General features: G+C 43.2%; 27 protein-coding genes. 17 read left to right on the forward strand and 10 right to left on the reverse strand.

Features of this window, described 5'->3' with window-relative positions; translation table 11 throughout:
* Positions 1-188 precede the first annotated feature (188 nt).
* From CUN85_RS07405 to CUN85_RS07435, 7 genes are all read left to right on the forward strand, one after another.
* A complete protein-coding gene (locus CUN85_RS07405) occupies positions 189-773 on the forward strand; it encodes a GTP-binding protein (protein WP_135389686.1) in 585 nt (194 codons plus the stop codon).
* A gap of 255 nt (positions 774-1,028) precedes the next feature.
* A complete protein-coding gene (locus tag CUN85_RS07410) occupies positions 1,029-2,327 on the forward strand; it encodes an O-acetylhomoserine aminocarboxypropyltransferase/cysteine synthase family protein (protein WP_135389687.1) in 1,299 nt (432 codons plus the stop codon).
* On the forward strand, positions 2,324-3,796 hold the full coding sequence (gene metX, locus CUN85_RS07415; protein ID WP_135389688.1) for a homoserine O-acetyltransferase MetX: 1,473 nt from the start codon (positions 2,324-2,326) through the stop codon (positions 3,794-3,796). Before CUN85_RS07410 ends, metX begins: the two co-directional genes overlap by 4 nt.
* A gap of 127 nt (positions 3,797-3,923) precedes the next feature.
* On the forward strand, positions 3,924-4,340 hold the full coding sequence (locus CUN85_RS07420) for a MarR family transcriptional regulator (RefSeq protein ID WP_235856239.1): 417 nt from the start codon (positions 3,924-3,926) through the stop codon (positions 4,338-4,340).
* Positions 4,340-4,954, forward strand: coding sequence for a 4Fe-4S binding protein (locus tag CUN85_RS07425; RefSeq protein WP_135389689.1), 615 nt, complete (start codon positions 4,340-4,342; stop codon positions 4,952-4,954). The genes CUN85_RS07420 and CUN85_RS07425 overlap by 1 nt, the downstream gene beginning before the upstream one ends.
* Before the next feature lie 188 nt (positions 4,955-5,142).
* Positions 5,143-6,249, forward strand: a complete 1,107-nt coding sequence (locus tag CUN85_RS07430; RefSeq protein WP_135389690.1) for a hypothetical protein — start codon at positions 5,143-5,145, stop codon at positions 6,247-6,249.
* An 84-nt stretch (positions 6,250-6,333) separates the two neighbouring features.
* Positions 6,334-6,783: an SRPBCC domain-containing protein gene (locus tag CUN85_RS07435; RefSeq protein WP_135389691.1), complete on the forward strand. Its 450-nt coding sequence runs from the start codon at positions 6,334-6,336 to the stop codon at positions 6,781-6,783.
* On the opposite strand, the gene CUN85_RS07440 is transcribed toward CUN85_RS07435, so the two are convergent.
* The 3 genes from CUN85_RS07440 to CUN85_RS07450 all read right to left on the reverse strand — a co-directional run bounded on the left by CUN85_RS07440 (position 6,774) and on the right by CUN85_RS07450 (position 11,889).
* Positions 6,774-7,871 carry a citrate/2-methylcitrate synthase gene (locus CUN85_RS07440; RefSeq protein ID WP_235856240.1) on the reverse strand — a complete coding sequence of 366 codons (1,098 nt, stop codon included), beginning with the start codon at positions 7,869-7,871 and terminating at the stop codon, positions 6,774-6,776. The two genes, CUN85_RS07435 and CUN85_RS07440, sit on opposite strands and share 10 nt — an antisense overlap.
* A 175-nt stretch (positions 7,872-8,046) precedes the next feature.
* Positions 8,047-10,830 (reverse strand): aconitate hydratase AcnA, encoded by a 2,784-nt coding sequence (gene acnA / locus CUN85_RS07445; protein WP_135389693.1) that lies wholly within the window; start codon positions 10,828-10,830, stop codon positions 8,047-8,049.
* A gap of 198 nt (positions 10,831-11,028) precedes the next feature.
* Positions 11,029-11,889, reverse strand: a complete 861-nt coding sequence (locus tag CUN85_RS07450) for an IS5 family transposase (RefSeq protein ID WP_135389694.1) — start codon at positions 11,887-11,889, stop codon at positions 11,029-11,031.
* A 534-nt stretch (positions 11,890-12,423) separates the two neighbouring features.
* On the opposite strand from CUN85_RS07450, the gene CUN85_RS07455 reads away from it, so the two are divergent.
* From CUN85_RS07455 to CUN85_RS07465, 3 genes are all read left to right on the forward strand, one after another.
* Complete coding sequence (locus tag CUN85_RS07455) at positions 12,424-13,203, forward strand: helix-turn-helix transcriptional regulator (protein ID WP_235856241.1); 780 nt, start codon at positions 12,424-12,426, stop codon at positions 13,201-13,203.
* Between the two features lie 158 nt (positions 13,204-13,361).
* Positions 13,362-13,601, forward strand: a complete 240-nt coding sequence (locus tag CUN85_RS07460) for a hypothetical protein (protein WP_135389696.1) — start codon at positions 13,362-13,364, stop codon at positions 13,599-13,601.
* 81 nt (positions 13,602-13,682) lie between these two features.
* Positions 13,683-14,420, forward strand: a complete 738-nt coding sequence (locus CUN85_RS07465) for an NAD-dependent protein deacylase (protein ID WP_135389697.1) — start codon at positions 13,683-13,685, stop codon at positions 14,418-14,420.
* 19 nt (positions 14,421-14,439) lie between these two features.
* On the opposite strand, the gene CUN85_RS12990 is transcribed toward CUN85_RS07465, so the two are convergent.
* Positions 14,440-14,583: a hypothetical protein gene (locus CUN85_RS12990; RefSeq protein ID WP_167848825.1), complete on the reverse strand. Its 144-nt coding sequence runs from the start codon at positions 14,581-14,583 to the stop codon at positions 14,440-14,442.
* Between the two features lie 213 nt (positions 14,584-14,796).
* Complete coding sequence (locus tag CUN85_RS07470; RefSeq protein ID WP_135389698.1) at positions 14,797-15,288, reverse strand: Hsp20/alpha crystallin family protein; 492 nt, start codon at positions 15,286-15,288, stop codon at positions 14,797-14,799.
* Between the two features lie 208 nt (positions 15,289-15,496).
* Here CUN85_RS07470 and lysA point away from each other — a divergent pair, with 208 nt between their 5' ends.
* The 3 genes from lysA (at position 15,497) to CUN85_RS07485 (ending at position 19,047) form a co-directional block, all read left to right on the forward strand.
* Complete coding sequence (gene lysA / locus CUN85_RS07475) at positions 15,497-16,756, forward strand: diaminopimelate decarboxylase (protein ID WP_135389699.1); 1,260 nt, start codon at positions 15,497-15,499, stop codon at positions 16,754-16,756.
* Between the two features lie 205 nt (positions 16,757-16,961).
* Entirely contained in the window at positions 16,962-18,542 is a 1,581-nt protein-coding gene (locus tag CUN85_RS07480; protein ID WP_135389700.1) for a S8 family serine peptidase, read from the forward strand.
* A gap of 115 nt (positions 18,543-18,657) precedes the next feature.
* Positions 18,658-19,047, forward strand: a complete 390-nt coding sequence (locus CUN85_RS07485) for a secondary thiamine-phosphate synthase enzyme YjbQ (protein WP_135389701.1) — start codon at positions 18,658-18,660, stop codon at positions 19,045-19,047.
* A gap of 55 nt (positions 19,048-19,102) precedes the next feature.
* On the opposite strand, the gene CUN85_RS07490 is transcribed toward CUN85_RS07485, so the two are convergent.
* Positions 19,103-19,282 carry a MarR family transcriptional regulator gene (locus CUN85_RS07490; RefSeq protein WP_135389702.1) on the reverse strand — a complete coding sequence of 60 codons (180 nt, stop codon included), beginning with the start codon at positions 19,280-19,282 and terminating at the stop codon, positions 19,103-19,105.
* A 23-nt stretch (positions 19,283-19,305) separates the two neighbouring features.
* The gene (locus tag CUN85_RS07495; RefSeq protein ID WP_328591250.1) at positions 19,306-19,722 is read right to left on the reverse strand and encodes an HIT family protein; all 417 of its coding nucleotides are present in this window, start codon (positions 19,720-19,722) and stop codon (positions 19,306-19,308) included.
* Positions 19,723-19,866: 144 nt separating this feature from the next.
* On the opposite strand from CUN85_RS07495, the gene CUN85_RS07500 reads away from it, so the two are divergent.
* Positions 19,867-20,361 (forward strand): hypothetical protein, encoded by a 495-nt coding sequence (locus tag CUN85_RS07500; RefSeq protein ID WP_135389703.1) that lies wholly within the window; start codon positions 19,867-19,869, stop codon positions 20,359-20,361.
* A 41-nt stretch (positions 20,362-20,402) separates the two neighbouring features.
* Here CUN85_RS07500 and CUN85_RS07505 read toward each other — a convergent pair whose 3' ends face one another.
* Positions 20,403-20,693, reverse strand: a complete 291-nt coding sequence (locus tag CUN85_RS07505) for a hypothetical protein (protein WP_135389704.1) — start codon at positions 20,691-20,693, stop codon at positions 20,403-20,405.
* Positions 20,694-20,814: 121 nt separating this feature from the next.
* Here CUN85_RS07505 and CUN85_RS07510 point away from each other — a divergent pair, with 121 nt between their 5' ends.
* Together CUN85_RS07510 and sfsA are read left to right on the forward strand one after the other, a co-directional pair.
* Entirely contained in the window at positions 20,815-21,429 is a 615-nt protein-coding gene (locus CUN85_RS07510) for a hypothetical protein (RefSeq protein WP_135389705.1), read from the forward strand.
* 37 nt (positions 21,430-21,466) lie between these two features.
* A complete protein-coding gene (sfsA, locus tag CUN85_RS07515) occupies positions 21,467-22,168 on the forward strand; it encodes a DNA/RNA nuclease SfsA (protein WP_235856242.1) in 702 nt (233 codons plus the stop codon).
* Positions 22,169-22,176: 8 nt separating this feature from the next.
* On the opposite strand, the gene CUN85_RS07520 is transcribed toward sfsA, so the two are convergent.
* Positions 22,177-22,380, reverse strand: coding sequence for a hypothetical protein (locus tag CUN85_RS07520; RefSeq protein WP_135389707.1), 204 nt, complete (start codon positions 22,378-22,380; stop codon positions 22,177-22,179).
* A gap of 50 nt (positions 22,381-22,430) precedes the next feature.
* The gene (locus CUN85_RS07525; RefSeq protein ID WP_135389708.1) at positions 22,431-23,195 is read right to left on the reverse strand and encodes a protease inhibitor I42 family protein; all 765 of its coding nucleotides are present in this window, start codon (positions 23,193-23,195) and stop codon (positions 22,431-22,433) included.
* Positions 23,196-23,356: 161 nt separating this feature from the next.
* Here CUN85_RS07525 and CUN85_RS07530 point away from each other — a divergent pair, with 161 nt between their 5' ends.
* Positions 23,357-25,372, forward strand: a complete 2,016-nt coding sequence (locus tag CUN85_RS07530) for a copper-translocating P-type ATPase (protein ID WP_135389709.1) — start codon at positions 23,357-23,359, stop codon at positions 25,370-25,372.
* Positions 25,373-25,598 lie beyond the last annotated feature (226 nt).

Raw genomic sequence — 25,598 nt, forward strand, 5'->3', positions numbered from 1 at the left:
ATTATTGTTTGCTATCCATCAAGCAATATAGCAAATATGAGTAATCATAACTCCTGCAACTATGCAATTTGATATGTTTTAATAATATATATCCATACTTATCTAAATTAAAGACAATCAGATTGCTGACAGTAAGGTAAATATAGTATTCTGAAAAACCAGTTATCAGACATAATCGGAGTTCAATTATGCACGTGTCTGTAATCGGAGGAGCAACTGATAGTGGTAAGACTACCATCATACTCAAGCTTTCAAAATATCTGAATGATAAGGGAAAGCGCCTGGGAGTTATCATCCAGGAGAACGGTCAGATGAATTACGACGAGAGGAAATTAAAAGGTCTTGGAATCGAGGCAAAGGAGATCGACAGCGTTTGTATTCCCTGTTCCCTTGATACAGATATAAGAAACAACCTGATGAGCCTTAAAAAAGGATCCGATCCTGATATAGTCTTCATTGAAGCGGAAGAGACTGTGATACCGCATAAGATCAGAAAAGATATCGAAAGAATGGGACTTCAGGATATAGAATTCCTCCCGGTGGTCGTAGTGGTGAATGCAGAGGATTTTGAAACCGAAGCGGACCAGCTTACCGAATATGCCCGCAAGCAGCTTGAAGGTGCGGAGATCATCTGTATAAATAAAACCGATATTGCTGACCAGGCCATTGTCAGCAGGATAGAAGAACTTGCAAGGCAGATGAACCAGAAAGCACGTATACTCCGGGTAGCGGCCATCGAGAGTATTGAGGAATTGCAAAGCCTGTTAACCTGAGGCATTTCCGGACAACCGGATACGGCGCCCGGACAGTCCAGAAGAAAATTTCTTTTTCTGTTATGATATCTATGTTGATTGATGTGTTAAAAACGGGAGTTTATCACGCTTTTATTACCATTGGTTATTTATTCACAATTGTTATATGCAAATATTTATATGCTTGTTGGCACTACTATACAATACGATCACTCAACAAGGATCATTATACGGTCTGCAAAAACCACAGACCGATGAAAATAAAGAGGAAACAACATGGACGAGAAACAGTACGGACCCAACACTCTTGCCCTCCATGCAGGGCAGACCCCGGACCCTGTAACAGGTTCCAGGGCAGTACCGATCTATCAGACCGCATCCTACACTTTCAGGGATTCGGAGCACGCTGCTAACCTTTTCGGGCTGAAGGAGTTCGGTAATATTTACACCAGGCTTATGAACCCTACAACCGACGTCCTGGAAAAGAGAGTTGCTGCTGTTGAAGGTGGCACCGGGGCATTGGCTGTTTCGTCCGGTATGTCTGCAATAACCCTTGCGACCCTTGGGGTTACCAGACTGGGCGATGAGATCGTTTCCGCAGACAATCTTTATGGTGGGACTTACCAGTTGTTTAAAAATACGTTTTCGGATCTCGGGCGTAAAGTAATGTTCGTTGACTCTACAAGACCTGAAGAGTTCAGGAAAGCTATCAATGAGAAGACAAAGGCCATTTATACGGAGATCATAGGCAACCCCAAGCTGGACGTACCCGATCTGAAGGAACTTGCAGATATAGCACATGAAGCAGGTATCCCGCTGATAGTTGACAACACGGTGGGCATTGGTATCACACGGCCTATTGACCATGGTGCTGATATCGTAGTGCTCTCGGCCACCAAGTTCCTTGGGGGTCACGGCACATCAATTGGCGGTCTTATAGTGGACTCCGGAAACTTCAATTGGGACAACGGCAAGTTCCCGCAGTACACCGAACCAGACCCGGGATATCACGGGCTTAAGTACTGGGAGAGCTTCGGGAATTTACCCGGGGTAGGAAATATCGCTTTCATAATCAAGATGAGAGTTCACCTGCTACGCGACCTTGGACCCGCAATGAGCCCCTTTAATGCTTTTCTCTTCCTGCAGGGGCTTGAGACACTGCCCATGAGAGTTGAAAGACACAGCAAGAACGCACTTGATGTTGCAAGGTTCTTAAGTCTCCATCCACTTGTGAAATGGGTGAATTACCCTGGACTGGAGGATCATCCAAGTCACGAACTTGCCGGCAGGTATCTTAACGGCAAATACGGGGCTATTCTGGGATTCGGCATAAAAGGAGGGATTGAAGCAGGCAGAAAATTCATAAACAACGTCAAACTGCTCTCTCATCTTGCGAACATAGGTGATGCAAAGACACTTGTAATCCATCCTGCATCCACGACCCATCAACAGTTAACGGCTGAGGAAAGGAAATCTACCGGTGTTACGGATGATTTTATCAGGATGTCGGTGGGACTTGAAGATGTCGAGGACATAATAGCAGATATCGACCAGGCATTGAAGGGGTCCCAATGAAGCATGAATCGGTCGGTACGGTCGAAACTCATTATTATCACTTCCCTTCAGAATTGCATCTAGACAGTGGAAAACTGCTAAAAGAAGTGACTCTGGCTTATGAGACCTATGGCAACCTGAACAATGAAAAGAGCAATGCTATTCTGGTCTGCCACGCACTCACGGGCGACGCACATGCTGCAGGGTGGCACCAGGGAGACAGGAAACCCGGGTGGTGGGACTCAATGATCGGACCCGGAAAAGCACTGGATACCGACAAGTATTTTGTGATCTGTTCCAACATACTTGGCGGATGTAAGGGTTCCACGGGCCCGTCCTCTGTAAACCCGGACAGCGGAAAGCCATATGGCCTTGATTTCCCGGTGATGACCATAGGAGACATTGTCAGGGCCCAGAAGGACTTAGTGAACCATCTGGGAATCGGAAAACTATTTGCAGTCATCGGTGGTTCCATGGGCGGAGTGCAGGTGCTCCAATGGGCTGTGTCCTACCCGGGATCCGTAGCAAATGCAATTGCCATTGCAACAACAGCCCGTTCTTCCCCACAGCAGATAGCCTTCAATGAGGTTGCCAGGATAGCCATCGTATCCGACCCTGAATGGAAAAAAGGGAACTACTACTTCGGGAATCCTCCTGTCCACGGCCTTGCCCTTGCGAGGATGATAGGACACATCACTTACCTTAGCGATGATTCCATGCAAGAGAAGTTCAGTAGAAGACTTCAAAACAAGCAGAATTACGATTTCAGTATGGATATGGATTTCGAAGTCGAGAGCTACCTCCACTACCAGGGACAATCGTTCACCAGAAGATTTGATGCCAATTCTTATCTATATATCACCAAGGCGCTGGATTATTTTGACATCTCGAAGAACGGTTCTCTGAAGGAAGGCCTGAAGGATGTTCAAACCAAGTTCCTGGTCATTGCTGTCAGTTCAGACTGGTTGTACCCGCCCTACCAGTCCAGGGAGATAGTAGCCGCACTGAGTGCCAATGGGAAAGAAGCAACATACAGAGAGATCGAGTCTAATTACGGCCACGATGCGTTCCTTCTTGAATCCGGGCACCTGAACTACCTTATAAGCAATTTCCTGTCGGATGTTGTTGTTGCCGATATTATGAAGAGTGAGATCGTCTCGATAAAAAAAGGGCTGAGCATTGAGGAAACAGCTCGTGTGATGTACAGGGAAGGAATTACTCATCTGCCTGTGGTTTCCGAAGGCAATATACTGGCAGGCATAGTTACCTCATGGGACATATCCAAGGCCGTGGCACTGAAATACAAATCACTTGACAGGATAATGACAACTGATGTCATAACCGCAAGCCCTGATGAAAGCATCGAGAGTGCTGCAAAGAAAATGGAAAAGCATAACATTTCCGCACTTCCCGTCATCGACGGTAATATGAAAATACTGGGAATTATCGGAAGCGATGAGATTAACAGGCTCATTGGAGGGTATGCATGAGCCTGTTGAAAATTTAAATGGCTTATAATTTGCAGTACTTCTCTTTTTGGCAATTGTAGGCAGTACTTGAAACCATTTATATATACTGCCGCTTTAATACAGTACTGTTGTAAAACAGAGGTGTCATATGATCGACTTTGCCTGCAAGGAATTTGAAATCGAAGCTGTTATAAAATGTGGCCTGAACCTTACAAAAGCCGATCTGCAGGTACTTAAGCATTTCCTGCAGTTCGGACAGAACTGGCTCAATACCGAGCATATTGCCGAGGAGCTGGGACTTAATCTTTCAACGGTTCAGAGAAGCGTGAAGAAACTATATGAACGCAATATACTCATTCGCTCCCAGAATAATATGGACGGCGGTGGATATTTTTTCGTCTATAAGGTACGCAGCAAGAAGGAGATCCGCGAGCTTATAATGCAGGTAGTCAACAGCTGGGTTAAGCGTGTGGACAGCGAACTGCAGGCATGGGCTGAAGAAACAAGAACAAACGATGACATCATAATCAACATTACTGACGCTTCAAAATCAAAGGTGAAATAATGCTCAAAATCACTCCTTATCTTGGCATACTTGTTATAATTGTATCAGTCGCAGGACTGTGGTTCCCACTGCTGGGATATTTCCTGCTTGTGGTCTTTGCCACGCTCATGATAACCAGTATCTTCAGGGGAAGGTGGTTCTGCGGAAATCTCTGCCCCAGAGGCAGTTTCAATGACTTCTGGGTAGGTAAGATCACAAGGAACAAAAAAATACCTGGTTTCCTAAGAAGTCTCTGGATAAGGATTCCCCTCTTTGCAATGATGATGGTATTCATGGGATACAGGCTGCTCTCAACAGAGGGTGTCATAAACCAGATCGGCATGGTCTTTGTTATAATGTGTATCATGACAACTTCCATTGCGCTAGTAGCCGGAATAACAGTAAGTCCCCGTACGTGGTGTACTTTCTGTCCAATGGGAACAGTACAGAACCTTATCGGTGGCAGCAAATACCAGCTTCATATGGATGACTCCAAATGTGTCAGCTGTAAAAAGTGTGACAGATCATGCCCAATGCAGCTTGATGTTCATACCAACGAGCATAAACCAGACTGCATTAAGTGCGGAAGATGCATAACCACGTGCCCAACAAATGCACTGGCATTCAAGCCCTGAGAATTCACTGGCTCATACATTTTCTTTCTATATACCTATATAAACTATTTTTCTTTTCTTTTCTTTTCTTTTTCCATATCAACGGTCTTTTTTAAACCTTCATCCTGAAAGAGATTGACACCCCCATTTTAATAAAATTTTTAAATGATAACAGCATCTTATTTTCAGAGTAGTTATTAGAGGGAAGCATGAAAAGAGCATTTGGTATCTTCTTATTACTGTTAATCATCCTGACTGCATTATGTAGTCCGGCTACCGCTTTAACCACACGGGCCGGGGACCTGGTGATTATAGATGGTGTTATAGAGGACGACCTCTATGTAGCCGGTAACAATATAATCATCACAGGGACCGTTATGGGAGATGTAATAGCCGCCGGCGGGAGGGTGGAATTCAGGGGCAACATCACACAGGACCTTACAGTAATGGCCGGAGATATTATCATTACGGGAAGTGTCGGGGATGACATCAGAGTTGCAGCTGGAACACTGGATATGCAAGGCGAAGTAAGGGATGATCTGATCATAGCATCCGGAGATGCACTTGTTGCCAGCAGGTCAACGATAGGAGGGGAGCTTTCATTCAGATCAGGACATATGCAGATGCTTGGAAGTGTTGCCGGAGATGCAATGGGTTCTGGTGGTGAGATTACAGTAGGCGGACAGATAGATGGACATGCTGACCTGGAAGCAGGAGAACTAACGATCCTGCCTGCTGCAGGCATCGGAGGTAATCTCAGGTATATGAGCCCGGAGAGAGCCACAATTCCTGAGGGAACAGTTGGCGGAGATGTAGAATTCATACAAGGTGTAGAGGGGGATGCAGACGAAGGTATCGGAGTATTCTCTGTCATCTGGTGGCTCTTCCAGTATGTCGTGCTCACGATAATCGGTCTTGTGGTTATAGCAATCTGGCCAAAGAAAATGAATGCTCTGGCAGAAAGAACAAGGACCTCGCCTGTAAAGGCATTCCTGACAGGTTTAGGATTGATGCTTGGCGCATGGATACTTGCGGCGCTGCTACTGATCACGCTGGTAGGTATACCCATAGGTGTGCTCATAATCTTACTGATATTGGCTGTACTTTACTTTGCCAGAGTGATAACAGGCCTGTGGATCGGCAAATATATATTTGCAAAGATAGGACATGAATCAAAACACTGGCATGAACTGGTACTTGGTGTGCTCATCCTGCTCTTGTTGAGTGACCTGCCTTTAGTCGGATGGCTTGTGTATCTGGTCGCAACCTTCATACCTCTTGGGAATTACTACTATGGAACGAAGAATACACTTTAAATTTAAATACTAAACTGCATATCAGTGTATTTAGAAAAAATATGTAATTTACATTATCCCTTTTTTAGGGAGGTCTATTTCTTAATGCAAAAAATATGCACTGACATCGAAATCAATGCTCCTGCCGAACAGGTATGGCACATACTGACTGATTTTGAAAACTTTGAAAACTGGAACCCTTTCATGCTTATTAAAAAAGGAAAACTTGAGACAGGCTCTCAACTGGAGGTTACACTACATCCTCCGGGTTCCAAACCCATGTCATTCAAGCCAACAGTTCTGAAGGTCGACCCTGTCCGGGAGTTTCGGTGGATAGGAAGCATTTGGATAAAAGGCATCTTTGACGGCGAGCATGCCTTCAGGATAGAAGAACTGGACAACAGCAGAACGCGTCTTGTCCAGTGCGAGAGGTTTCGTGGAATACTTGCCCCGCTGATAATGCACATTATGGGGGAGAATATTGAAGCGGGTTTTGAGGAAATGAATCTTTCACTGAAGAATGTCAGTGAAAATGCGGCAAAGATTCATATATAGTGTGCCCTTGGCCTGATGACACGGTTATCTGCGTACTGCTCAAAGCAGTGAGCCGTCCAGCCGGACACCCTACCTATAGCAAACACGGAAGTTGCAAGTTCTGGCGGTATACGGAGATACTTGTATATCACAGCCGAATAGAAATCCACATTCGGATATATGGGCCTCCCCCGCACATCCAGGAACTCACGGTACATGACATGTTCCAGACTTTCGGCTACTTCATACCATGTAGGATCGCCATTTTCCTTTGCTACCCTTTTTGCCATATCCTTGAATATCCTTGACCGGGGATCATATGTTCTGTAAACCCTGTGCCCAAAGCCCATTATCTTCTCCTTCCGGGAGAGTTTGTACAGGACATAATTATTGGCATTCTCCGGAACAGCAACCTCATCCAGCATTTCCATTACACCCCTTCTGGCACCCCCGTGAAGAGGCCCCTTCAAGGTGCATAGGCCCGTTATTATGGCTGAATACACATCTGCCAGGGTGGAAGCTGCAATCCTCAAAGCAAATGTTGACGGATTTAGTTCATGCTCAGCACTGAGAATAAAATCTTTTTCGATAGCCTCAGCCTCTATCGCTGAAGGTGCCTCTCCCCTTAACATGTACAGGAAATTAGCTCCGTGCGACAGAGTTTCGTCGGGCTGGAACGGAAAGTCACCACTTTTGCACCTGTAAAGTGCGGCAATCATGGTAGGTAATTTCGCTATCAGGCGAACTGCCTTATTCTTATTTGCATCCAGTGAGTTATTATCATTCTCATGATCCATATGAGCAGTACAGGAGATAGCGGTCCTCAGAGAATCAAGTGCTTCGGTACCGTAGTTACATACCCTCATTATATCTATCATCTCTCCATTGATACGGCGTTCGCTCTTCAATCTGTTTGAATATGCAGCCAGTTCCTGCTCACCCGGAAGTATTCCGTTTATCAGTAAATAAGAAATAGTCTCATAAGACATCTCTGCCAAGTGCTCAATATCGATTCCCCTGTACTTTAAAATACCCTGCATACCATCGATAAAGGATATGCTCGTATCCAAAGCTACAATGCCTTCAAGTCCCTTTTTTGTTTCTTGCAAGTAAGAGCCCCCAGCAAAGAAATGCATTTTTTTGGTAAAATATCCTCAATTTAATATTTGCTTTGCTGTATATAAAGATTGCTTAAGCATTATATAAGAAAGCAAACAACATTTGAGATTAGAGTAGAACAGTGGACAGAATATTATTGCGATATAAACAAGGAGAAAGGGGAAATCACTCCCCTTTGATCTTGTCTCTGAGGAACTTATGGAGGATGCCGCCGTTCCTGTAATATTCGATCTCAATATCTGAGTTCAAACATATAATGACATTGAACTGCTTTGTCTTCCCTTCAGAATCCGCAGCAACTACAGAAAGTTCACCATTGGGTTGCAGAGATTCAATTCCTCTGATATCGAATGTCTCCCTACCTGTGAGATCAAGACTCTGCACATTCTCACCGTCCGGGAACTTAAGTGGCAGTACACCCATTCCTACCAGGTTGCTACGATGGATCCTTTCAAATGACTCAGCAATGACCGCTTTTACACCGAGGAGCTGGGTCCCTTTTGCAGCCCAGTCACGGGAACTACCCGTACCATATTCCTTTCCAGCAAGAATGATCAGAGGAATGTTGTTCTCAACATATTTCATTGCCGCAGGATAGATGTGCATCTCTTCTCCGGTAGGCACGTAGACTGTCCATGAACCTTCTTTCCCGGGGACTAGTTTGTTTTTCAGACGGACATTCCCGAATGTTCCCCTCATCATAACCTCATGATTGCCACGCCTGGAGCCATATGAATTGAAGCTCTTCTCATCAACACCCTTTGAGATCAGGTACTGGCCGGCAGGATAGTCCGTGCGTATGGAACCTGCAGGTGAGATATGATCGGTAGTGATACTGTCGCCAACAAGGGCAAGCACATATGCATTTTCTATGTTTTTCATGTCTTCTGTTCCCATGGGGAAATCTTTGAAGAATGGCGGCTCCTGTATGTAGGTTGAATCAGCATCCCAGTCATAGAGAAGCCCCGAGGGAGCATCAAGCTCTCGCCAGAGTTCTGTCCCTTCAAATACATTAGAATACTCTTTTTCAAACATTTCAGGCCTGACGAACTCCTGCGTATACCTCTCGATATCTTCTTTTCCGGGCCATATATCATTAAGGTATACAGGCTGCCCATTTGGATCACAGGCTATTGGCTCTGTTTTCAGATCAATGTCAACTGTGCCTGCAAGGGCGTAGGCTACCACAAGCATGGGAGATGCCAGATAGTTCGCCTTTACAAGAGAATTAATCCTGCCTTCGAAGTTCCTGTTACCGCTGAGTACGGCAGCCACTGTCAGGTCCTTGTTCTCTATCTCCCTGGAAACAACTTCATTGAGGGGGCCACTGTTACCGATACATGTCATACAGCCATAACCCACCAGATGGAAGCCAAGTGCTTCAAGATAGGGCATGAGATCCGCTTCCTCAAGGTAATCTGTGATTACACGGGAACCCGGTGCAAGGCTCGTCTTGACGAAAGGTTTGACCTTAAGGCCTCTTTCAACCGCATTCTTTGCAAGCAGTCCTGCACCCATCATGAGGGTAGGACTGGAAGTATTAGTACAGGATGTAATAGATGCTATCACCACTGACCCATGGGTCACTTTTACTATATCATCGGCACATTTGGCCTTGACGATCCCGAAAATGTGAGGATGCGTCGCTTCAGCAACGTTGTAACCGCCTTCCTCAAGCCACCTGCTGTAGTCCGAATCCGTGCCATTCAGTACTCTACGGCTCTTTGCCTCGAAGACTTCCTTCATTGTCTGATGGAATACCCTGGACATATCCTGGATCGGAATGCGGTCCTGGGGTCTCTTCGGTCCTGCAAGACATGCATCTACAGTACTCATATCGAGCTCCAGTGTTGAACTGAACTGAGGCTCTGGAGCACCCTCTTCCATGAACAGGCCCTGTTGCTTGCAGTACTCACGGACAAGATCAATGTGCTCCTGTTTTCGGCCGGTCATCGCCATATAATCAAGAGTGATCTCATCCACCGGACAGAATCCCATGGTAGCACCGTACTCCGGTGCCATGTTCGCAAGCACTGCCCTATCAGCCAGATTCAACGTCTTGTAGCCGGGACCGAAGAACTCCACGAACTTGCTCACAACACCATGCTCCCTGAGCATCTGGACAACAGTCAGTACAAGGTCGGTTGAGCTTACGCCTTCCCTCAATTCCCCTGTCAGTCTGAATCCGACAACTTCCGGTACCGGCATGTAATAAGGCTGTCCAAGCATAACCGCTTCAGCTTCGATACCACCTACTCCCCAGCCCAGCACACCGAGACCGTTTATCATGGTGGTGTGGGAATCCGTCCCAACGAGGGTATCGGGATAAGCAAGCAGCTCTGAGTCCTTTTCTACAAGATGTACAAGGGGTGCCAGGTATTCGAGGTTTACCTGGTGAATGATACCGCTTGCCGGCGGGACCACTCTCATGTTATCAAAGGCCTTCTGAGCCCAGTGGAGAACCTCATAACGTTCCTGATTCCTGTGGAACTCATACTTTTCGTTGCAGTTACGTGCATAGGATGTGCCATAATAATCGACCTGTACCGAATGGTCAATGACAAGATCGGCGGGTATCACCGGATTGATCTTTGCAGGATCGCCTCCCAGTCTCTGCATTGCTGACCTGATCGCAGCGATATCGACAACTGCAGGAACGCCCGTAAAGTCCTGAAGTATAACCCTTGAAGGTATAAACGGAATATCAGATGAAGGAACAGAATCCGGACTCCAGCCAGCCAGGTTCTTTACATCATCCTCAGTGACAAGTTTACCATCTATATTCCTTAACAGGTCTTCCAGTAAGACCCTGATGGAATACGGCAGGGCTGATAACTTGACAAGGCCAAGCTCTTCAAGTTTCTTTAACCGGTAAATAGTTACCTTTTTACCATCCATTTCAAAAATCTGTTTAGCCCCGAAGGGGTCATGACCAAGACTGCCTTTCATTATTGTCACCCATAATAATTACATATCGTTAAAGTGAATTAATATTTAAACGTATTTTGCTCAGGATACGATTAAAATCCGATCAGTTTGCATTTTAAGCAAGCAGGCCAGCCGGAAGAGATTTACGGCTGGCAGGAGCTTTAACAAACCTGTTGCATGTATTTGTTTATTTATTTTCAGATGAGGACCGAGTAAATTCTATTCAGATATATAACTTTGCTCTGTCGGCTCTGTAGAAATCCTCATTTGGATCAAACAAACAACCTTGGCAGACCTGTCAAGGTTGTTTACTATTAGCTTTATTTTAATCTCTTTTACCTGATTCCAGTGCTTCCTGGCCTTTATTTCCTCACCATATTTCCTTTTGAGGACTGAAAACATAGTTTCAACCAGGTTTCTGTTATGGTAGAGTTCCTCATCAAACTCTTTTATCATTTTTCTACGATAATATCCTTTTATCCTTTTTCTCTTCCTCTGCCTTAAAGGAATAATGGCTATTGCTTGTAATTGTTCTCTTGTTAGTGAATGTATAGCTTCTGAATCGTATCCTTTATCCATGACATAGTAGTTTGATCTTCGAGTTTTATGACATTGCTTTAACAACGTTTTTGCATGTTTTGCATCATGATTTGGTTTACCTGATATCTTAAAACCAGTAACTATTAACTTATTAGTATCAACAGAAATACTTACTTTCATGAATGATCTGCGTTTCTTCTTTGTCCTGAGTGAATAGTAGTAACTACAATAACCACTGGTAAATCCACTTGAATCAATAGCAGTAACTTCTATTCTTTCTCCATGTGAGTAGAACAGATCAAGTGTTTGCTTTAATAATCCATTGAAGTAAACAGATTTAATTCTTCTAACGAACTTATGAAGTGTAGTATAATGTGGAACTTGCTTTAATCCAATTCTTGACTTAACTGGATCCATCAATTGAACAAGTTCAACAACACTCCTGTAATCGGTCTTCAGATACTCTTTCAATAAAACCAATGTCAATAGCTGATGTTGTGTATATTTTCTTTTGGAATACTTACAACTGTATATCTCCAAATGTGAGTTTCCTGATGCAGCTAGCGCTGCATCAACAAACTTTAAGTACTTATTAGACTGCCATCAAATCGAAGATTTAATGGGAGTTCCAGATATTTGATCTGGAACAAAACACTAATCATCCCCTTTGTGTTTTTCGTTAGCAAGTTAACACTTTGGGTTTTTATCCTTTTTAAGCTATTATGCGTAAAATGGAGTAGAAAATAGGTTTTCTACAGAGCCATATTTTGAGAATTACTGATTATGCATTAAGAGCCACAATGGATATTCGATAAGTGGGGCGAGCGACCCTATGCATACAACATCGAATAAATATTTTTTGTATAAGCCTGAATGTATTTTGATTTAAGAAATGATTAAATATTTTGTTAACTAACGATAATCTAATGCAGTCATAATCTCAGCCAGACTTCAAAATTGTAATAAGACTTCTCAGGAATAACAGCCTCGTATAAATATTACTATTAAAAATCTTATTGTGGTGATTGATATTAACAAGTTGTTGAATAGGATGTGCCATCGGTGAAAAAAACGTTGCTTGATATTATATTTGCGTCTGAGAAAAGGAAAAATACGCTTTTGCTGTTGAAAGAGGGCCCATGTGAAATGGATACTCTCCTTAAATCTCTGAATACAACAAGAACAGCTTTACTTCCTCAGATAAGAATTCTGGAAGATTATTACCTGATTGATCAGCTGGGCAATTCTTATGAATTGACAGAGATCGGGGAATTAGTAACTAATGAAATGATTCCTTTACTGGACATAATAGAAGTTTTTGATAACAAAGTCGATTACCTGGGAACTCATAACCTTGATTTCATTCCGCCTCACTTGGTTAAAAAAATAAGCAAGCTTAGAAAATGTAAGGAAGTGAATCTTCCTCTTCCGGAATCTTATCAGCTTAATCAGGAGACCGTCAAAACGACCTTCATGTCTGAATCCTTTTTTGTAGTTACTTCATTCTTCCATCCAAATTACCCGTATATTTTCCCTGAAATGGTTCAGGAGGATGTAAAGCTGCATATAATTGTCTCTGAATACGTGCTTGACATAATGCGGACCCAGTACCACGAGATATTTGTTGGACTTATAAGAAATGGTTCTCTTGATCTATATGCCTACCCTGAAGAAATGGGCTTCCAGGTTATCGCATTTAATGACTATCGCCTGCTGCTGCGCCTGTTGACCAACGATGGTGAAATAGACATAAACCATATGCTCTGTTCCAGTTCTGATGCACTTGAGTGGGGAAGAGAGCTGTTTGAACATTATAAATATGTTTCAACACCAATAACGGAGGATATTTTTTAATAATCTTTGTGTTCATTGGATATCAGGTGGCTTGTTCCGCTTATATTTTGCGGTATGCAACGCAAACCAGGATCAATCGTTGAAGATTGATGTGGATGTTCCTTAAAAATCCTCGATATTCAGTGATTGGTCATGATCATAATTTTTTGTAATTCTTTTTGTCTGATACATTCATCGACTACGTGAACATGAGAGGATCAGACTCACATACTTACAGAGCTACTATCCTCTTGACAATGCATGAGATAGCGGCCGGAATCTATGCCCTGAATATCGAGTATGAGTTTATTATAAGCCTGTCAATATTGCTACTGATCCTAGGTGCAATAAAGATCATGGCTGTCAATTATTCTCCTGACGACAATGACTTTATTCTATCAACTGGTTCGAGTAAATGAATTTATCAAGAATGGTTTTTGAATCAAAGGGAGACATCCTATCAAGAAAAATCTATAAACTTTGTCTCTCAACTATGAACGATGGACAGATTCATCAAACTTCTTGCAGAATCAAGGCACTGTGTCTTTCTTAGCGGTGCCGGTATTTCCACACTTTCAGGAATACCTGATTTCAGGGGAAATAATGGTATTTACAGGAAGTTTGACGCTGACAGGATATTCGATATAGATTATTTCCACGCCGATCCAGGCTACTTCTATTCCCATTCAAAGGATCTCATCTATAATGTCGATGAAAAAGAACCGAATATAATTCATTACGTACTTGCAAGACTCGAAAGGATGGGCTTTGTAAAGTCGGTGATTACACAGAATATCGATCTTCTTCACCAAAAAGCCGGCTCGAAGAATGTTATTGAGATACATGGTTCTCCTAAAGAGAATACCTGCCTGTCCTGCGGAAAGACGTTTTCCTATGAGCAAACTGCAAGTATTGTCAGGGCTGACCGGGTTCCAGAATGTGATGAATGCAGTGGTCTTATAAAACCAAATATAACCTTTTTCGGGGAAATGCTCGACCGGGAAGCTATCATGAAAGCAGTAGATGAAAGTTCCCGCGCGGACCTTTTCGTAGTCACAGGTTCTTCATTGATGGTTCACCCGGCTGCATCTCTTCCCCTATATTCTATCAGGAACAGGGGCAGGCTTGTGATAGTGAACAACAGGCCAACTCCCCTTGATCAATATGCAAATTTGAGGTATGATGACCTGGAAGTTTTCTTTGAATATCTTGAATCTAATTTCAATGATACAAAATAACTTTTAGGCTTTTTTATCTTCATCCGGGAGGCGATGCCAATGATTTCTGAATAGTTTCTTCCAGTGAGTACAGTTTATTGATGCGAGGGTCTCTGATCATCTGGTTGTTCTCTGAGTTTTTGCCTACATTGGGAAGGCTGTTCAGTTCCTCATCTGTCCACATCCTTTTTTAATATAGGTCAGATTTCTGATTTACATATCAATTTATTTTTAGACCTATATAAAACTTATTTTCTAACCTAAGTGAATCAGGTGAAGAATAAACGAAGACATTCCTTTAAAACAGGTTTTATTAAAATTAAATAGGTTTTTCCGGAAAGTCATTTAAAATTGGATGGTTCTCTGTTTAAAATAGGTATGAACCATCACGTTATATTTATTCCGGATACTCAAAGGTGATCTCTAGTACGCCATTCCTGCATGTGGACTCCGCTGTTGCCGGGTCTACTTTCGTTGGCAACCTCACGATCTTTGATTGACCTACTCCATCAACGATCATATTGATCTCCACTTGTATGTCAGAAGCAAAGTACTCGATACAGTCTTCATCTGCCCCCAGGTCCGCGATCAAATGTACTTTGTCACCAGTTTGCTGAACTTCAATGAAAGGATCTTGTTTCAGGATGTAGAAGTTACCTTCTTTCTCCTCTTCATCATGCTGTTTCACAGACTTCCTCCCCTCAAAACCAAAGATAGTCGGATTCTTCCCAGGTTGATTGATTATAGTGAAACCATGAACCACGGACTTATTACTTTCGTTGATGGTATCGTTGAACATGTCCAGTATGTGTTCAATCAGCTGGTCAATCGTTTCAATCTTTTTCTCATTGGACTCATCGTCATTTTCATGACGTCTTTTATCGTCCATTGTTTCATCTCCATTGATATTTGCGTTTTCTTCATTTATATGACTATGGTTATAGCCGAATTTCGTTCTATGCTATACGAACAAGTCATATATAATATTATGCGTCTGCAAAACGAAGTTACTTCAAGGAGAAGCCGAACAATTATTTATCTTTGTAATAACCTCTAAAGAACTATATCCTGAATTTATTGTAGAACGAGGAAATATCATGGTATCAAAAGAACTACCATTTACGGAAGAAAAGATCAAAGAGATAATAGCCAAGCACCCAACTCCATTTCACATATATGACAGGAAGAACATCCTGGAAAATTCAAGGAAACTGAAGGAAGCCTTTAGCATAGTTAATGGTTTCAGGGAATATTTTGCGGTAAAAGCTCTGCCGAATCCTTACATCATGAAGATACTCAAAAAAGAGGGCTTCGGAGCAGACTGCAGCTCCATGGCAGAGTTAGTGCTTGCAGAAAAGACAGGCATTGTCGGTAAGGATATAATGTTCAGTTCTAATGACACACCGGCCGAGGAATTCATCAAGGCAAAAGAACTTGGTGCTATCATAAACCTGGATGATATCAGTCATATCGAATATCTTGAAAAGACTGCAGGCCTGCCTGAAATTGTCTGCTGCCGATATAATCCCGGATCCCTGAAAAAGGGCAACACCCTAATTGGCAATCCTGAGGAGGCAAAGTATGGTTTTACAAGGGAGCAGTTATTCGAAGGTTACAAACTGATGAAGGAAAAAGGTGTTAAAAAGTTCGGACTCCATACAATGGTTGCATCTAATGAACTTGAACCCGACTATTTTGTTGAGACCGCCAGGATACTCTTCGAGCTGGCAGCTGACCTTTCAAAGGAACTTGGTATTGAGTTCGAGTTCGTGAACCTTGGAGGCGGCATCGGAATCCCATACAGGCCGGATCAAGAACCAGTATCCTATGAAAAGATAGCAGAGGGTGTCAGGGAAGCATATGATGAAAATATCACGGCTAATAGTCTGTACCCACTTAAGGTATATCTGGAATGTGGCAGAGTTATAACAGGGCCATATGGCTATCTTGTTACTACTGTGAGGCATCTCAAGCATATCTACAAGGATTATGTGGGCACGGATGCAAGCATGGCCAATCTGATGAGACCAGGCATATATGGAGCCTACCACCATATAACGGTGCTTGGTAAAGAAAACGAAGAACCTACTCATCTTTATGATGTTACCGGCTCTCTCTGTGAGAATAATGATAAGTTCGCCATTGACCGGCTACTTCCAAAAGTCGAAAGAGGTGACATTCTTGTGATCCATGACACCGGTGCCCATGGTCATGCAATGGGGTTCAACTATAATGGAAAGCTCCGCTCAGCAGAAATATTGCTTAATGAAGATAAGAGTTTCATGGAGATAAGAAGAGCTGAAACACTGGAAGATTACTTTGCCACATTGGATTTCGATAACCTGGATAAAGTTTAAACAAGTGTTTCCAGGTACTGATAACATGAAGGATAACCTCTAATTATCCTTCATCCCACATTCACTTTTGACAACAGGTTCGCTTTATACTGTTCCTACTTTTAGAAAATTATATTATTTACAATCAGGTTTCATAAATTACTTATATCTGGTCATTATCCAACTACACTATTATTTTAAATTCTGAATTAAAACGAGTGATTCAATGACCAGAAAGACAATAACGATATTGATCGTTCTAGCAATTTTGCTTTCTCTGTCGTCTATGACGGCAAGTGCAAAAACAAATGAAAACGAAAAGGTGCCGGTCCTTATCACATTTAAAGGAACGACAGATGCAGATCTCGTTAAAGCTCACGGAGGGAATGTGAAGTATGAGTATACAATTATCCCCTCAATAGCTGCAGAGCTTCCTCAGAAGGCAATTGAAGCCCTGTCAAAAAATCCGAACATAGGTATTATTGAGCCGGATCTCCAGGGTCAGATTCTTGAAGACGAGATTCCCTGGGGCATAAGCAGGATTAACGCAGATAGTGCACAGACGATTGGTTTCAATGGCAGCGGTACCACTATTGGAGTAGTGGATTCAGGTATTGACTACAACCATGCCGATCTCGCTGCTAACTACCTGGGTGGTTACGACTTTGTGAACAATGATGCAGATCCGATGGACGACAATGGCCATGGCACCCATGTTGCAGGGACAATTGCAGCTGCAGATAATGGTTTCGGTGTAGTTGGAGCTGCTCCGGGTGCAGGGCTCTATGCCCTGAAAGCAGTCGATGAGACTGGCTATTGCTCTTACAGTGATATAATTGCCGCTATCAACTGGGCTGTTGACAATGACGTAGATGTCATCACAATGAGCCTTGGTGGTACTGGTTATTCATCAACGTTGAAAAACGCATGTGATCATGCCTATGCTAACGGAATTGTTATCGTAGCTGCTGCAGGCAATTATAATAGTGAGGTAATCTACCCGGCAGCGTATGACTCCGTGATCGCGGTTTCAGCAACTGATTATTATGACAATAAGGCTTCATGGTCATGCTATGGTCCTGAGATAGAACTTGCAGCTCCGGGTGTCAGTATAAAATCCACACTCCTTGGTGGCTCATATGGTTCAAAGAGCGGTACGAGTATGGCAGCACCACATGTTACAGGTGCAGTATCCCTGTTGCTGTGTACCGATGTAGCAGGTACGGTCTATGATACCGACAGCGATGGGAAATGGGATCCTGCAGAGATCCGCTCAAGACTTCATTCCACCGCTACAGACCTAGGTACTACGGGAAAGGATGATTATTATGGTTATGGACTCGTGAACGCTTTTGCAGCAGTGGATGGTCTTAGTCTTGCGGATCCGGAAGAGAATGCTCCTGAAGAACCTTTGGCAGATCCTGAAGAAGACGATTCCACAACCTCTCCTGAAACACCTGAGTTTTCTGAGCCTTCCATGGTAATGTACGTAAGCAGTCTTGAAGTTACTACGGACCTCATCGTAAGGGGCAGGAAGAACTATTTCGTGTGGGGTGAAGCAGAGATGAGGATTGTTGACATTAATGGAAACAATGTTGAAGGAGCAACTGTAACAGGAGATTGGAGCGGACTTGTATCAAAGACCGTTTCGGGAGTTACAGACGCTAACGGCATGGTTGTCATCAGTTCCGATCACCTGAAGAATCCAGAAGGTGAGTTCATTTTTACTGTAACCGATGTTTCACTTGATGGATATGAATACGATTCATCTGAGAACCTGTGTTCAACAGATAGTGCAGAATACTGAGGATTGAAGTTATCCGTATTCCGGATTCCTTCTTTCTTTTTCCAGAAACTTTGATACATTCATTTTTACAGTGCATTTTTTATGCCTTTTACTTATTATCTCTATAAGAGTATTCATGAAGATCAAGACCGTAAAGCGGATAGAGCTGATAAATATAACCGATCATGTTCATGACCATGTAAAAAAGAGTGGCGTGCAGCAGGGTATATGTGCTGTCAGTACCAGGCACACGACAACCGCTATAATAGTAAATGAGAATGAGAAAGGGCTCCGTGCGGATATTCTCGCATTGCTCGACAGGCTTGTTCCTGAAAATGCCGGTTATGCACATGACAGGATAGATGAGAATGCACATGCCCATCTGAGATCCGTCCTGCTTGGCAGCAGTGAGACCTTACATGTCGATAACAGTAAACTTGTGCTTGGTACGTGGCAGAGTATCTTTCTAGCTGAGCTAGACGGGCCAAGAACAAGGACTGTTGACATTACAGTGATCAGTAGGTAATATTATGATCAGTGACCTTTCCGGCCCAGTTAAAATTCATAAAAAAATGCCCTGCCTAGTCAGCAGGCGCATAGTAGCATCTTTTAGGAGAGCAGACGGTACCTGCATCTTTCAGATATTTTATTATCTTGCTAACTTCTTTGCTTTCCACACCGGTCATCTTTGCAATATCACCTGGCCGGAGTGGTTTTCCTGCACTTTTTAGTGCTTCGAGGACCTTATCTTCATTTTCCATAGTTTTTACCTCCTTATTTTAATTCAGAATGCCTTTCTGATCACTTCTGCAAGCTCACCGATATTATCTGTATTGGGGTGAGTTTCAACAATTGTATGCATTGATCCTCCATTATCGTTTTCCCTTCGCGGGATGATATGGACATGTACATGAGGCACGCTTTGGCCGGCCACTTCCCCGTTATTGATCCCTATGTTCAAACCCGGGACATTCAGTGTTCTTTCCACGACCTTCGCAACCTTGTTCACGGCTTTAAAAAGAGATGCGGAATCTGTTTCTTCCATGTTAGTATAACGTGGAATATGCTCTTTCGGAAGAATTATGGTATGGCCTTCTGAACAGGGGTAAATATCCAGAAAAGCATACACAAACTCATCTTCGTATATTTTATGTGAAGGAATCTCGCCGGAAATTATCTTACAGAACAGACAATCCATCATATCACCTGTATCAAGTTGGAAATTCGAATATTTAGTTATTGCTGTTGACCCGGAACTTTTCTGCTGCGTTCTCAGGGCAGGTTCACTGGAAATGGCTATAAGGATATGGTCTTATATCATACATACATAACTTTAACCGATACTATGATAATCGACAACAAGGGGGCATTAGCATTAGGTTTGTTGATTACAGGAATCCTGTTGTTATCAGCCCCGGCTCTGGCAGTCAATGGAAACACTACGAACGAAACAAATGAAACAAACAACAATCTTTATGAAGAGCTGAACCAAAGTGTTGTCCGATACAACGACGGAATTTCCGATGTTCCTCAGTTGGTCATAACTGTTGCCGGAAATGAGGTCATTCTAATTGATATCGACATGGAGGATGGCAGCAATCTGATGATAGAGGCGGTAACAAATAATGGTATGATCACCTCGTTCGATGAGGTTTCTTCAGCAGGAGAAGTTGAACCCACAATGGTCATAGAGACCGATGAAGAAACAGCAAGAACGATAATTGATTCAGATACACCCCTGAGGACATCTATGAATGCTATCGATCAGGGTGACGCAGATGTAGATGTAAGCGGATTCATTAAAAATGCAGCTCTGAGAGCTCTAAGAGTGCTGTATTAAATTATATGATCTCTTACCATTTTAATTTTTTTATGAATCGCTTACGACTGGTCTTCCTGTTCTTCAAGCTCTTCTTTATATCTTTCTATCCTGTTATCATTCAGCAGATTTTCAATCTTGATCACATTTACATGGTCAAGTTTGTCAACAGGGTCTTTGGTATGTACAACAACGTTGTCATCTTCAATATAAAAATATAATATCTTCCCATTGAAAGGTACTCCATCCCTTATTCTCCATATCTTGTCAAGTTGCTGGATGAGAACTTTTTCTATCTTCTTGCTTATCTTAGTATATTCTTCCAGTTCTTGTTCCATCAGGAATAATCCCATATGCAGATTCCTCTTTTCAGTTCATACTTTTGTTTGCTATATACTTAAACACATGCGCCCTTATACAAACAAAGTTATTTAGATTATGAATATGATTTTATCCTTTCTAAGGAGGATGACAATGAAACTTTTTCGTATTGACAGGAAAATACTGCTGTCTGTTATGACTGTGTTGGTACTTTTTGGTGCAATTATTTTCACTTTTACGGATTTTGGAGTAGCCTCAAGTGAGAATACAGCCAATTCTAATATCGGCGCTTACTCTGCAGGTAACAGGACAGATTCTGTGCCTGAAAGTATTTATCTCTTTGTCGAAAGGAACCGGATACATGATGAAATGTTAAGCAGAAAGGTAAGCGCAGAGCTTGAATCAGGAGGATATGATGTGCTGGTATCCTCTGACCTGCAGGCAGAGTATCCTGATCAGGCTTTGTTCGTGTCAGTAACCGACGGAGACCTATTCTATACCCCGGTTCACGCTCAATCGGAGATTGATTTGATGTTTGTCTATTCATCCACCGGAAGTTCCGAGTATTTTGAAAAGTTCAGGAGCACCGACGATACTGTCCCGGTAATATTCACATCCGATGGTTCGCATAGATACCAGTTGCTTATGCATGGCTTAATTGAGTTGCGTGACACCACACAGGGTTTGTTCTCAGGCAGGTACTATGAGAGACACATTGCCGATACTATTGCAGAAGAGGTGGCCAGGGATGTGCAGTCACATCTTTAACGAACGAAACCGGTCATTTTCCGGCCGGGAGGTCATAATGATCAATACCGATGCAGAGGGCATTGTGGTCGACAGGCCGAACAGATTCCTTTGCATTGTGAATATCACAAAACCGGTAACTATGGAATCTGAAATGGTACATGTGCATGACCCGGGCAGGCTTGAAGATATACTTTATCCTGGAAACCGCGTGCTGCTTAAAAGGGCAGCTGAAGGAAAGAGAAAGACCAAGTGGGATCTGATTGCAGGAGATATCATGGGTGAATGGGTACTTGTGAACTCATCCTGGCATCGAAAGATATCCGAGTGGGTGATACAAAATAAGATCATCCCTTTTCTGAATGGCATTGACACTGTTATTCCTGAAAAGAAATTTGGTGACAGCAGACTTGATTTTCTCCTTATGGAAAAAGAAAAGAGTATCTGGGTAGAAGTAAAAGGCTGCACACTTGCCCGGGGCAGTGTAGCATTATTTCCTGATGCACCTACCATCCGCGGGAGAAGGCACCTTGAAGAGCTGATCAAAGCAAGAAATGAAGGGCATGAAGCTGTGGTGCTGATACTTGTGTTCAGGCAGGAAGCCGAATCCTTCTCTGCGAATAAGGTAATTGACCCTGATTTTGCATTAACATTCAGCAAGGCCATCGACGCAGGTGTTAAGGTCTTCCCGCTTTGTTTCTCCTATGAAGAGAACACAATTCACTTCCGATCATTGCTGCCCGTGTTTCAAAAAAGCTGATACTTCTATCAATTTTTATCCTTTTTACTTTTGTCGTTATCTTTATCATTTACAGTTGAATCCTGACACCATGCATCGATCTCCAGGTCATCGGCGCTTTTTGAATCATCTATTTCCGTGGGTGCCTCACACCAGTTCTTTATCTCATTTTCCAGGGAAGGAATTTCCAGGTCTTCCTGCTTTCCGTCCTTTTTCTGCTTTTTAGTCTCCATTTGTTATCCCTCCGCTTAAATACGTATAGATAGTTGAATCGTTGAGTATTTCATTCGATAACCCTGGCTGTCCTTATCTCTACAAGCTGACCCCACATGTGTATGCTCATAAGCTCATCCCTGGGGTATGCAGTGAAGTTGATATCAAGGCCATCCACTCTGAACTTGTCATCAAGGTTCACAGGGTCGTAGCGAATACCGTTTTTATCGGTGATTCCGTAGAAACCACCTTCAAGTTCTATGTAGTTTACAGTACCATTTGCTTTTATCAGTTTTTCTTCGGGTATCACATTTACAGTTAACTCAAATTGAGTCTCGTTTCCTGTTGTTACTTCCCACGAGCGCTTGTAGGTCGCTGAAATGTTCTGTTCTTCATTCTCTATGATCTCAAAGACCCATTTATGAGTTCCCCCGGCTCCCACCAGTTGATTACCCTCTATTTCCTCTTCATAGAATTCATCTACCATTGAAAGACCAGGACTTGCAGTAAGGTTCCATGTATAGCCTGTCGTGGGATTCTCTTTCAACATGACTATGATTGTGTCTCCCCTGATGACATTCACAATTTCTCCACTGTCATTTTCTGTAAACATCACAGTTATAGGTTCAATCCCGTTTTCCGTGTTCACAGGTACTTTCTCTCCGTAAGCAGCATCCTCATCGATGACATCCGGCTTCTCTCCTTCTTTCCACTGATCGTCTGCATCTGATATCTGAGCAACGTCGTTCACCCCGCTCTCTGTTTCCATACAGCCTGGCACCAATACGGATAATACGACTACAAGGAGTAAAAAAACCAACCTCTTCTCTTTCATCAACCATTCCTCCTTACTTTAAAAAGGACTTATGGATATTTATGTCTTGTTTCGATTACAATTTATCGGACCAGGTCTTCCGCAAATCACATAAATGAATACAGCCAGTGATTTATATTATTGTTGACAAAGATTTGCAGGGGTATCTCCAAGATATGGGCATGAGTGAAGAAAATCCGGAAAAACAAGAGAAAGCGATGGAACATATGGAACATGAGGATCATAAAGGCCACGAGGACCACCACACTCACATGCTGGCGGATTTCAAGAGAAGATTTATCATCTCAATGGTCCTGACAGTCCCGGTCCTGCTCCTGTCCCCTGCCATACAGAGTTTGTCCGGACTGGAGATTCCGATTCCGGGCTCGAATTACATCCTGTTCTTACTCTCTGCTGCAGTCTATTTCTATGGAGGTTATCCTTTTCTCAAAGGTTTCCTCGATGAAATGAAGAACAAGTCACCGGGGATGATGACGCTGATAGCTGTTGCCATAAGCGTTGCATTCCTGTATAGTTCTGCAGTGGTTTTCGGGCTTGCCGGCAAGATGTTCTTCTGGGAGCTTGTCACACTGATTGATATCATGCTTCTGGGACATTGGCTTGAGATGCGCTCGGTCATGGGAGCCTCGAAGGCACTGGAAGAGCTGGTTAAGATAATGCCTTCTGAGGCTCATCTTCTTAAAGGTGAAGAAGTAACTGATGTCCGTGTGGATGAATTGAAAACAGGTGACAGGGTGCTGGTGAAACCCGGTGAGAAAATGCCGGTTGATGGTACTGTTATCAAAGGGGAAACAAGTGTCAATGAAGCTATGCTGACTGGTGAATCTCTCCCTGTTCCAAAAAGTGAAGGTGAAGAGGTTATCGGTGGTTCTATCAACGGAGAAGGTTCTGTTCAGATAGAAGTCCGGAAAACAGGAAAGGACACCTACCTGAATCAGGTAATCGAACTAGTCAGCAGTGCACAGGAAAGTAAATCCAGGACGCAGGACCTTGCAGACAGAGCAGCCCTGGTGCTCACTATAATAGCTTTGAGTGTTGGTGTGCTGACACTCGGGTCCTGGCTATATTTTGGAAGTGAATTCGTTTTTGCCCTGGAGAGGGCTGTTACGGTTATGGTTATAACCTGCCCCCATGCCCTTGGCTTGGCAATCCCGCTTGTGGTTGCTGTTTCCACATCTCTGGCTGCCAACTCCGGTTTGCTAATCAGGGACCGGCAGGCCTTTGAGAGGGCACGCAATGTCCAGGCCATAGTGTTCGACAAGACAGGGACACTGACACAGGGGAAATTCGGAGTCACCGACATAGTACCGCTTGCAGATGCAGATAAAAATGAGGTACTGGGTCTTGCAGCTTCACTTGAATCTAACTCTGCACACCCGCTTGCCATTGGTATAATCAATACTGCAAAGGAAATGGGCCTTGATATCAAAAGCCCGGAGGAATTCAGTTCAATGCCGGGAAAAGGAATAGAGGGTCTTGTTGAGGGCAGAAGATTGAAAGTTATTAGTCCCGGTCATCTTCGTGAGATCGGGGTCAATGTCACAAATGATGATGTCATGAAGATAGAAGAGCAGGGCAGAACTGTTGTGTTCCTTCTTGAGGACAATAGACCTGTGGGAGCTCTAGGGCTTGCGGATATAGTAAGGAAAGAGTCAAAGGAAGCGATTGCAAGCCTTAAGTCTGCAGATATCAAGTGTATGATGCTCACAGGAGATAATGAGTTCGTAGCGCGCCAGGTATCAGAGGAACTAGGACTGGATGAATATTTCGCCGGGGTCCTGCCACACCAGAAGGCTGAGAAAATAAAGTATGTACAGCAGGAATATGTGGTAGCTATGGTGGGTGACGGGGTAAACGATGCCCCTGCACTGGTTCAGGCAGATGTTGGGATAGCTATTGGCGCGGGCACGGATGTAGCAGTTGAAAGTGCCGATGTCGTCCTGGTAAAGAACGACCCGCGAAATGTAGCTGATGTTATCATGCTTTCCAGGAACACATATTCGAAGATGTTCCAGAACCTTCTCTGGGCCACTGGCTATAACGCATTTGCAATTCCTCTTGCAGCAGGTGTACTTTTCAGTTATGGCATTTTACTATCCCCCGCTGCCGGAGCATTGTTGATGAGCCTGAGTACAGTAATCGTCGCTATCAACGCAAAGACACTCAAAATGCAGTGAGTCCGGTCAGATAGTGGCTTAAGCGATTCTGTGGTAGTCAAAAACTATATTTAAGATTAAGAGCAACATTAATGCCGGAATAAGTTCAATATAAACTCGGGGGAGATTAAAGGATGTTTATGGGTTTAATGCAAGGATGGTTAATAGGAAAACTGATGAAGTTGCCTTTGTGGCTACTTATTATAATTGGTGCTTTCTTCATATATAAGAAGTTCATTTCAGGATC

This window comes from Methanolobus halotolerans (assembly GCF_004745425.1).
Lineage (GTDB): Archaea > Halobacteriota > Methanosarcinia > Methanosarcinales > Methanosarcinaceae > Methanolobus > Methanolobus halotolerans.

Excerpts from the sequence above, each read along its gene's own strand:
- CUN85_RS07405 (WP_135389686.1), top strand. The coding sequence starts at position 189 with ATGCACGTGTCTGTAATCGGAGGAGCAACTGATAGTGGTAAGACTACC.
- CUN85_RS07410 (WP_135389687.1), top strand. The coding sequence starts at position 1,029 with ATGGACGAGAAACAGTACGGACCCAACACTCTTGCCCTCCATGCAGGG.
- metX (WP_135389688.1), top strand. The coding sequence starts at position 2,324 with ATGAAGCATGAATCGGTCGGTACGGTCGAAACTCATTATTATCACTTC.
- CUN85_RS07420 (WP_235856239.1), top strand. The coding sequence starts at position 3,924 with ATGATCGACTTTGCCTGCAAGGAATTTGAAATCGAAGCTGTTATAAAA.
- CUN85_RS07425 (WP_135389689.1), top strand. The coding sequence starts at position 4,340 with ATGCTCAAAATCACTCCTTATCTTGGCATACTTGTTATAATTGTATCA.
- CUN85_RS07430 (WP_135389690.1), top strand. The coding sequence starts at position 5,143 with ATGAAAAGAGCATTTGGTATCTTCTTATTACTGTTAATCATCCTGACT.
- CUN85_RS07435 (WP_135389691.1), top strand. The coding sequence starts at position 6,334 with ATGCAAAAAATATGCACTGACATCGAAATCAATGCTCCTGCCGAACAG.
- acnA (WP_135389693.1), bottom strand. The coding sequence starts at position 10,830 with ATGAAAGGCAGTCTTGGTCATGACCCCTTCGGGGCTAAACAGATTTTT.
- CUN85_RS07465 (WP_135389697.1), top strand. The coding sequence starts at position 13,683 with ATGGACAGATTCATCAAACTTCTTGCAGAATCAAGGCACTGTGTCTTT.
- CUN85_RS12990 (WP_167848825.1), bottom strand. The coding sequence starts at position 14,583 with ATGTGGACAGATGAGGAACTGAACAGCCTTCCCAATGTAGGCAAAAAC.
- CUN85_RS07470 (WP_135389698.1), bottom strand. The coding sequence starts at position 15,288 with ATGGACGATAAAAGACGTCATGAAAATGACGATGAGTCCAATGAGAAA.
- lysA (WP_135389699.1), top strand. The coding sequence starts at position 15,497 with ATGGTATCAAAAGAACTACCATTTACGGAAGAAAAGATCAAAGAGATA.
- CUN85_RS07480 (WP_135389700.1), top strand. The coding sequence starts at position 16,962 with ATGACCAGAAAGACAATAACGATATTGATCGTTCTAGCAATTTTGCTT.
- CUN85_RS07485 (WP_135389701.1), top strand. The coding sequence starts at position 18,658 with ATGAAGATCAAGACCGTAAAGCGGATAGAGCTGATAAATATAACCGAT.
- CUN85_RS07490 (WP_135389702.1), bottom strand. The coding sequence starts at position 19,282 with ATGGAAAATGAAGATAAGGTCCTCGAAGCACTAAAAAGTGCAGGAAAA.
- CUN85_RS07495 (WP_328591250.1), bottom strand. The coding sequence starts at position 19,722 with ATGATGGATTGTCTGTTCTGTAAGATAATTTCCGGCGAGATTCCTTCA.
- CUN85_RS07500 (WP_135389703.1), top strand. The coding sequence starts at position 19,867 with ATGATAATCGACAACAAGGGGGCATTAGCATTAGGTTTGTTGATTACA.
- CUN85_RS07505 (WP_135389704.1), bottom strand. The coding sequence starts at position 20,693 with ATGGGATTATTCCTGATGGAACAAGAACTGGAAGAATATACTAAGATA.
- CUN85_RS07510 (WP_135389705.1), top strand. The coding sequence starts at position 20,815 with ATGAAACTTTTTCGTATTGACAGGAAAATACTGCTGTCTGTTATGACT.
- sfsA (WP_235856242.1), top strand. The coding sequence starts at position 21,467 with ATGATCAATACCGATGCAGAGGGCATTGTGGTCGACAGGCCGAACAGA.
- CUN85_RS07520 (WP_135389707.1), bottom strand. The coding sequence starts at position 22,380 with ATGGAGACTAAAAAGCAGAAAAAGGACGGAAAGCAGGAAGACCTGGAA.
- CUN85_RS07525 (WP_135389708.1), bottom strand. The coding sequence starts at position 23,195 with ATGAAAGAGAAGAGGTTGGTTTTTTTACTCCTTGTAGTCGTATTATCC.
- CUN85_RS07530 (WP_135389709.1), top strand. The coding sequence starts at position 23,357 with ATGAGTGAAGAAAATCCGGAAAAACAAGAGAAAGCGATGGAACATATG.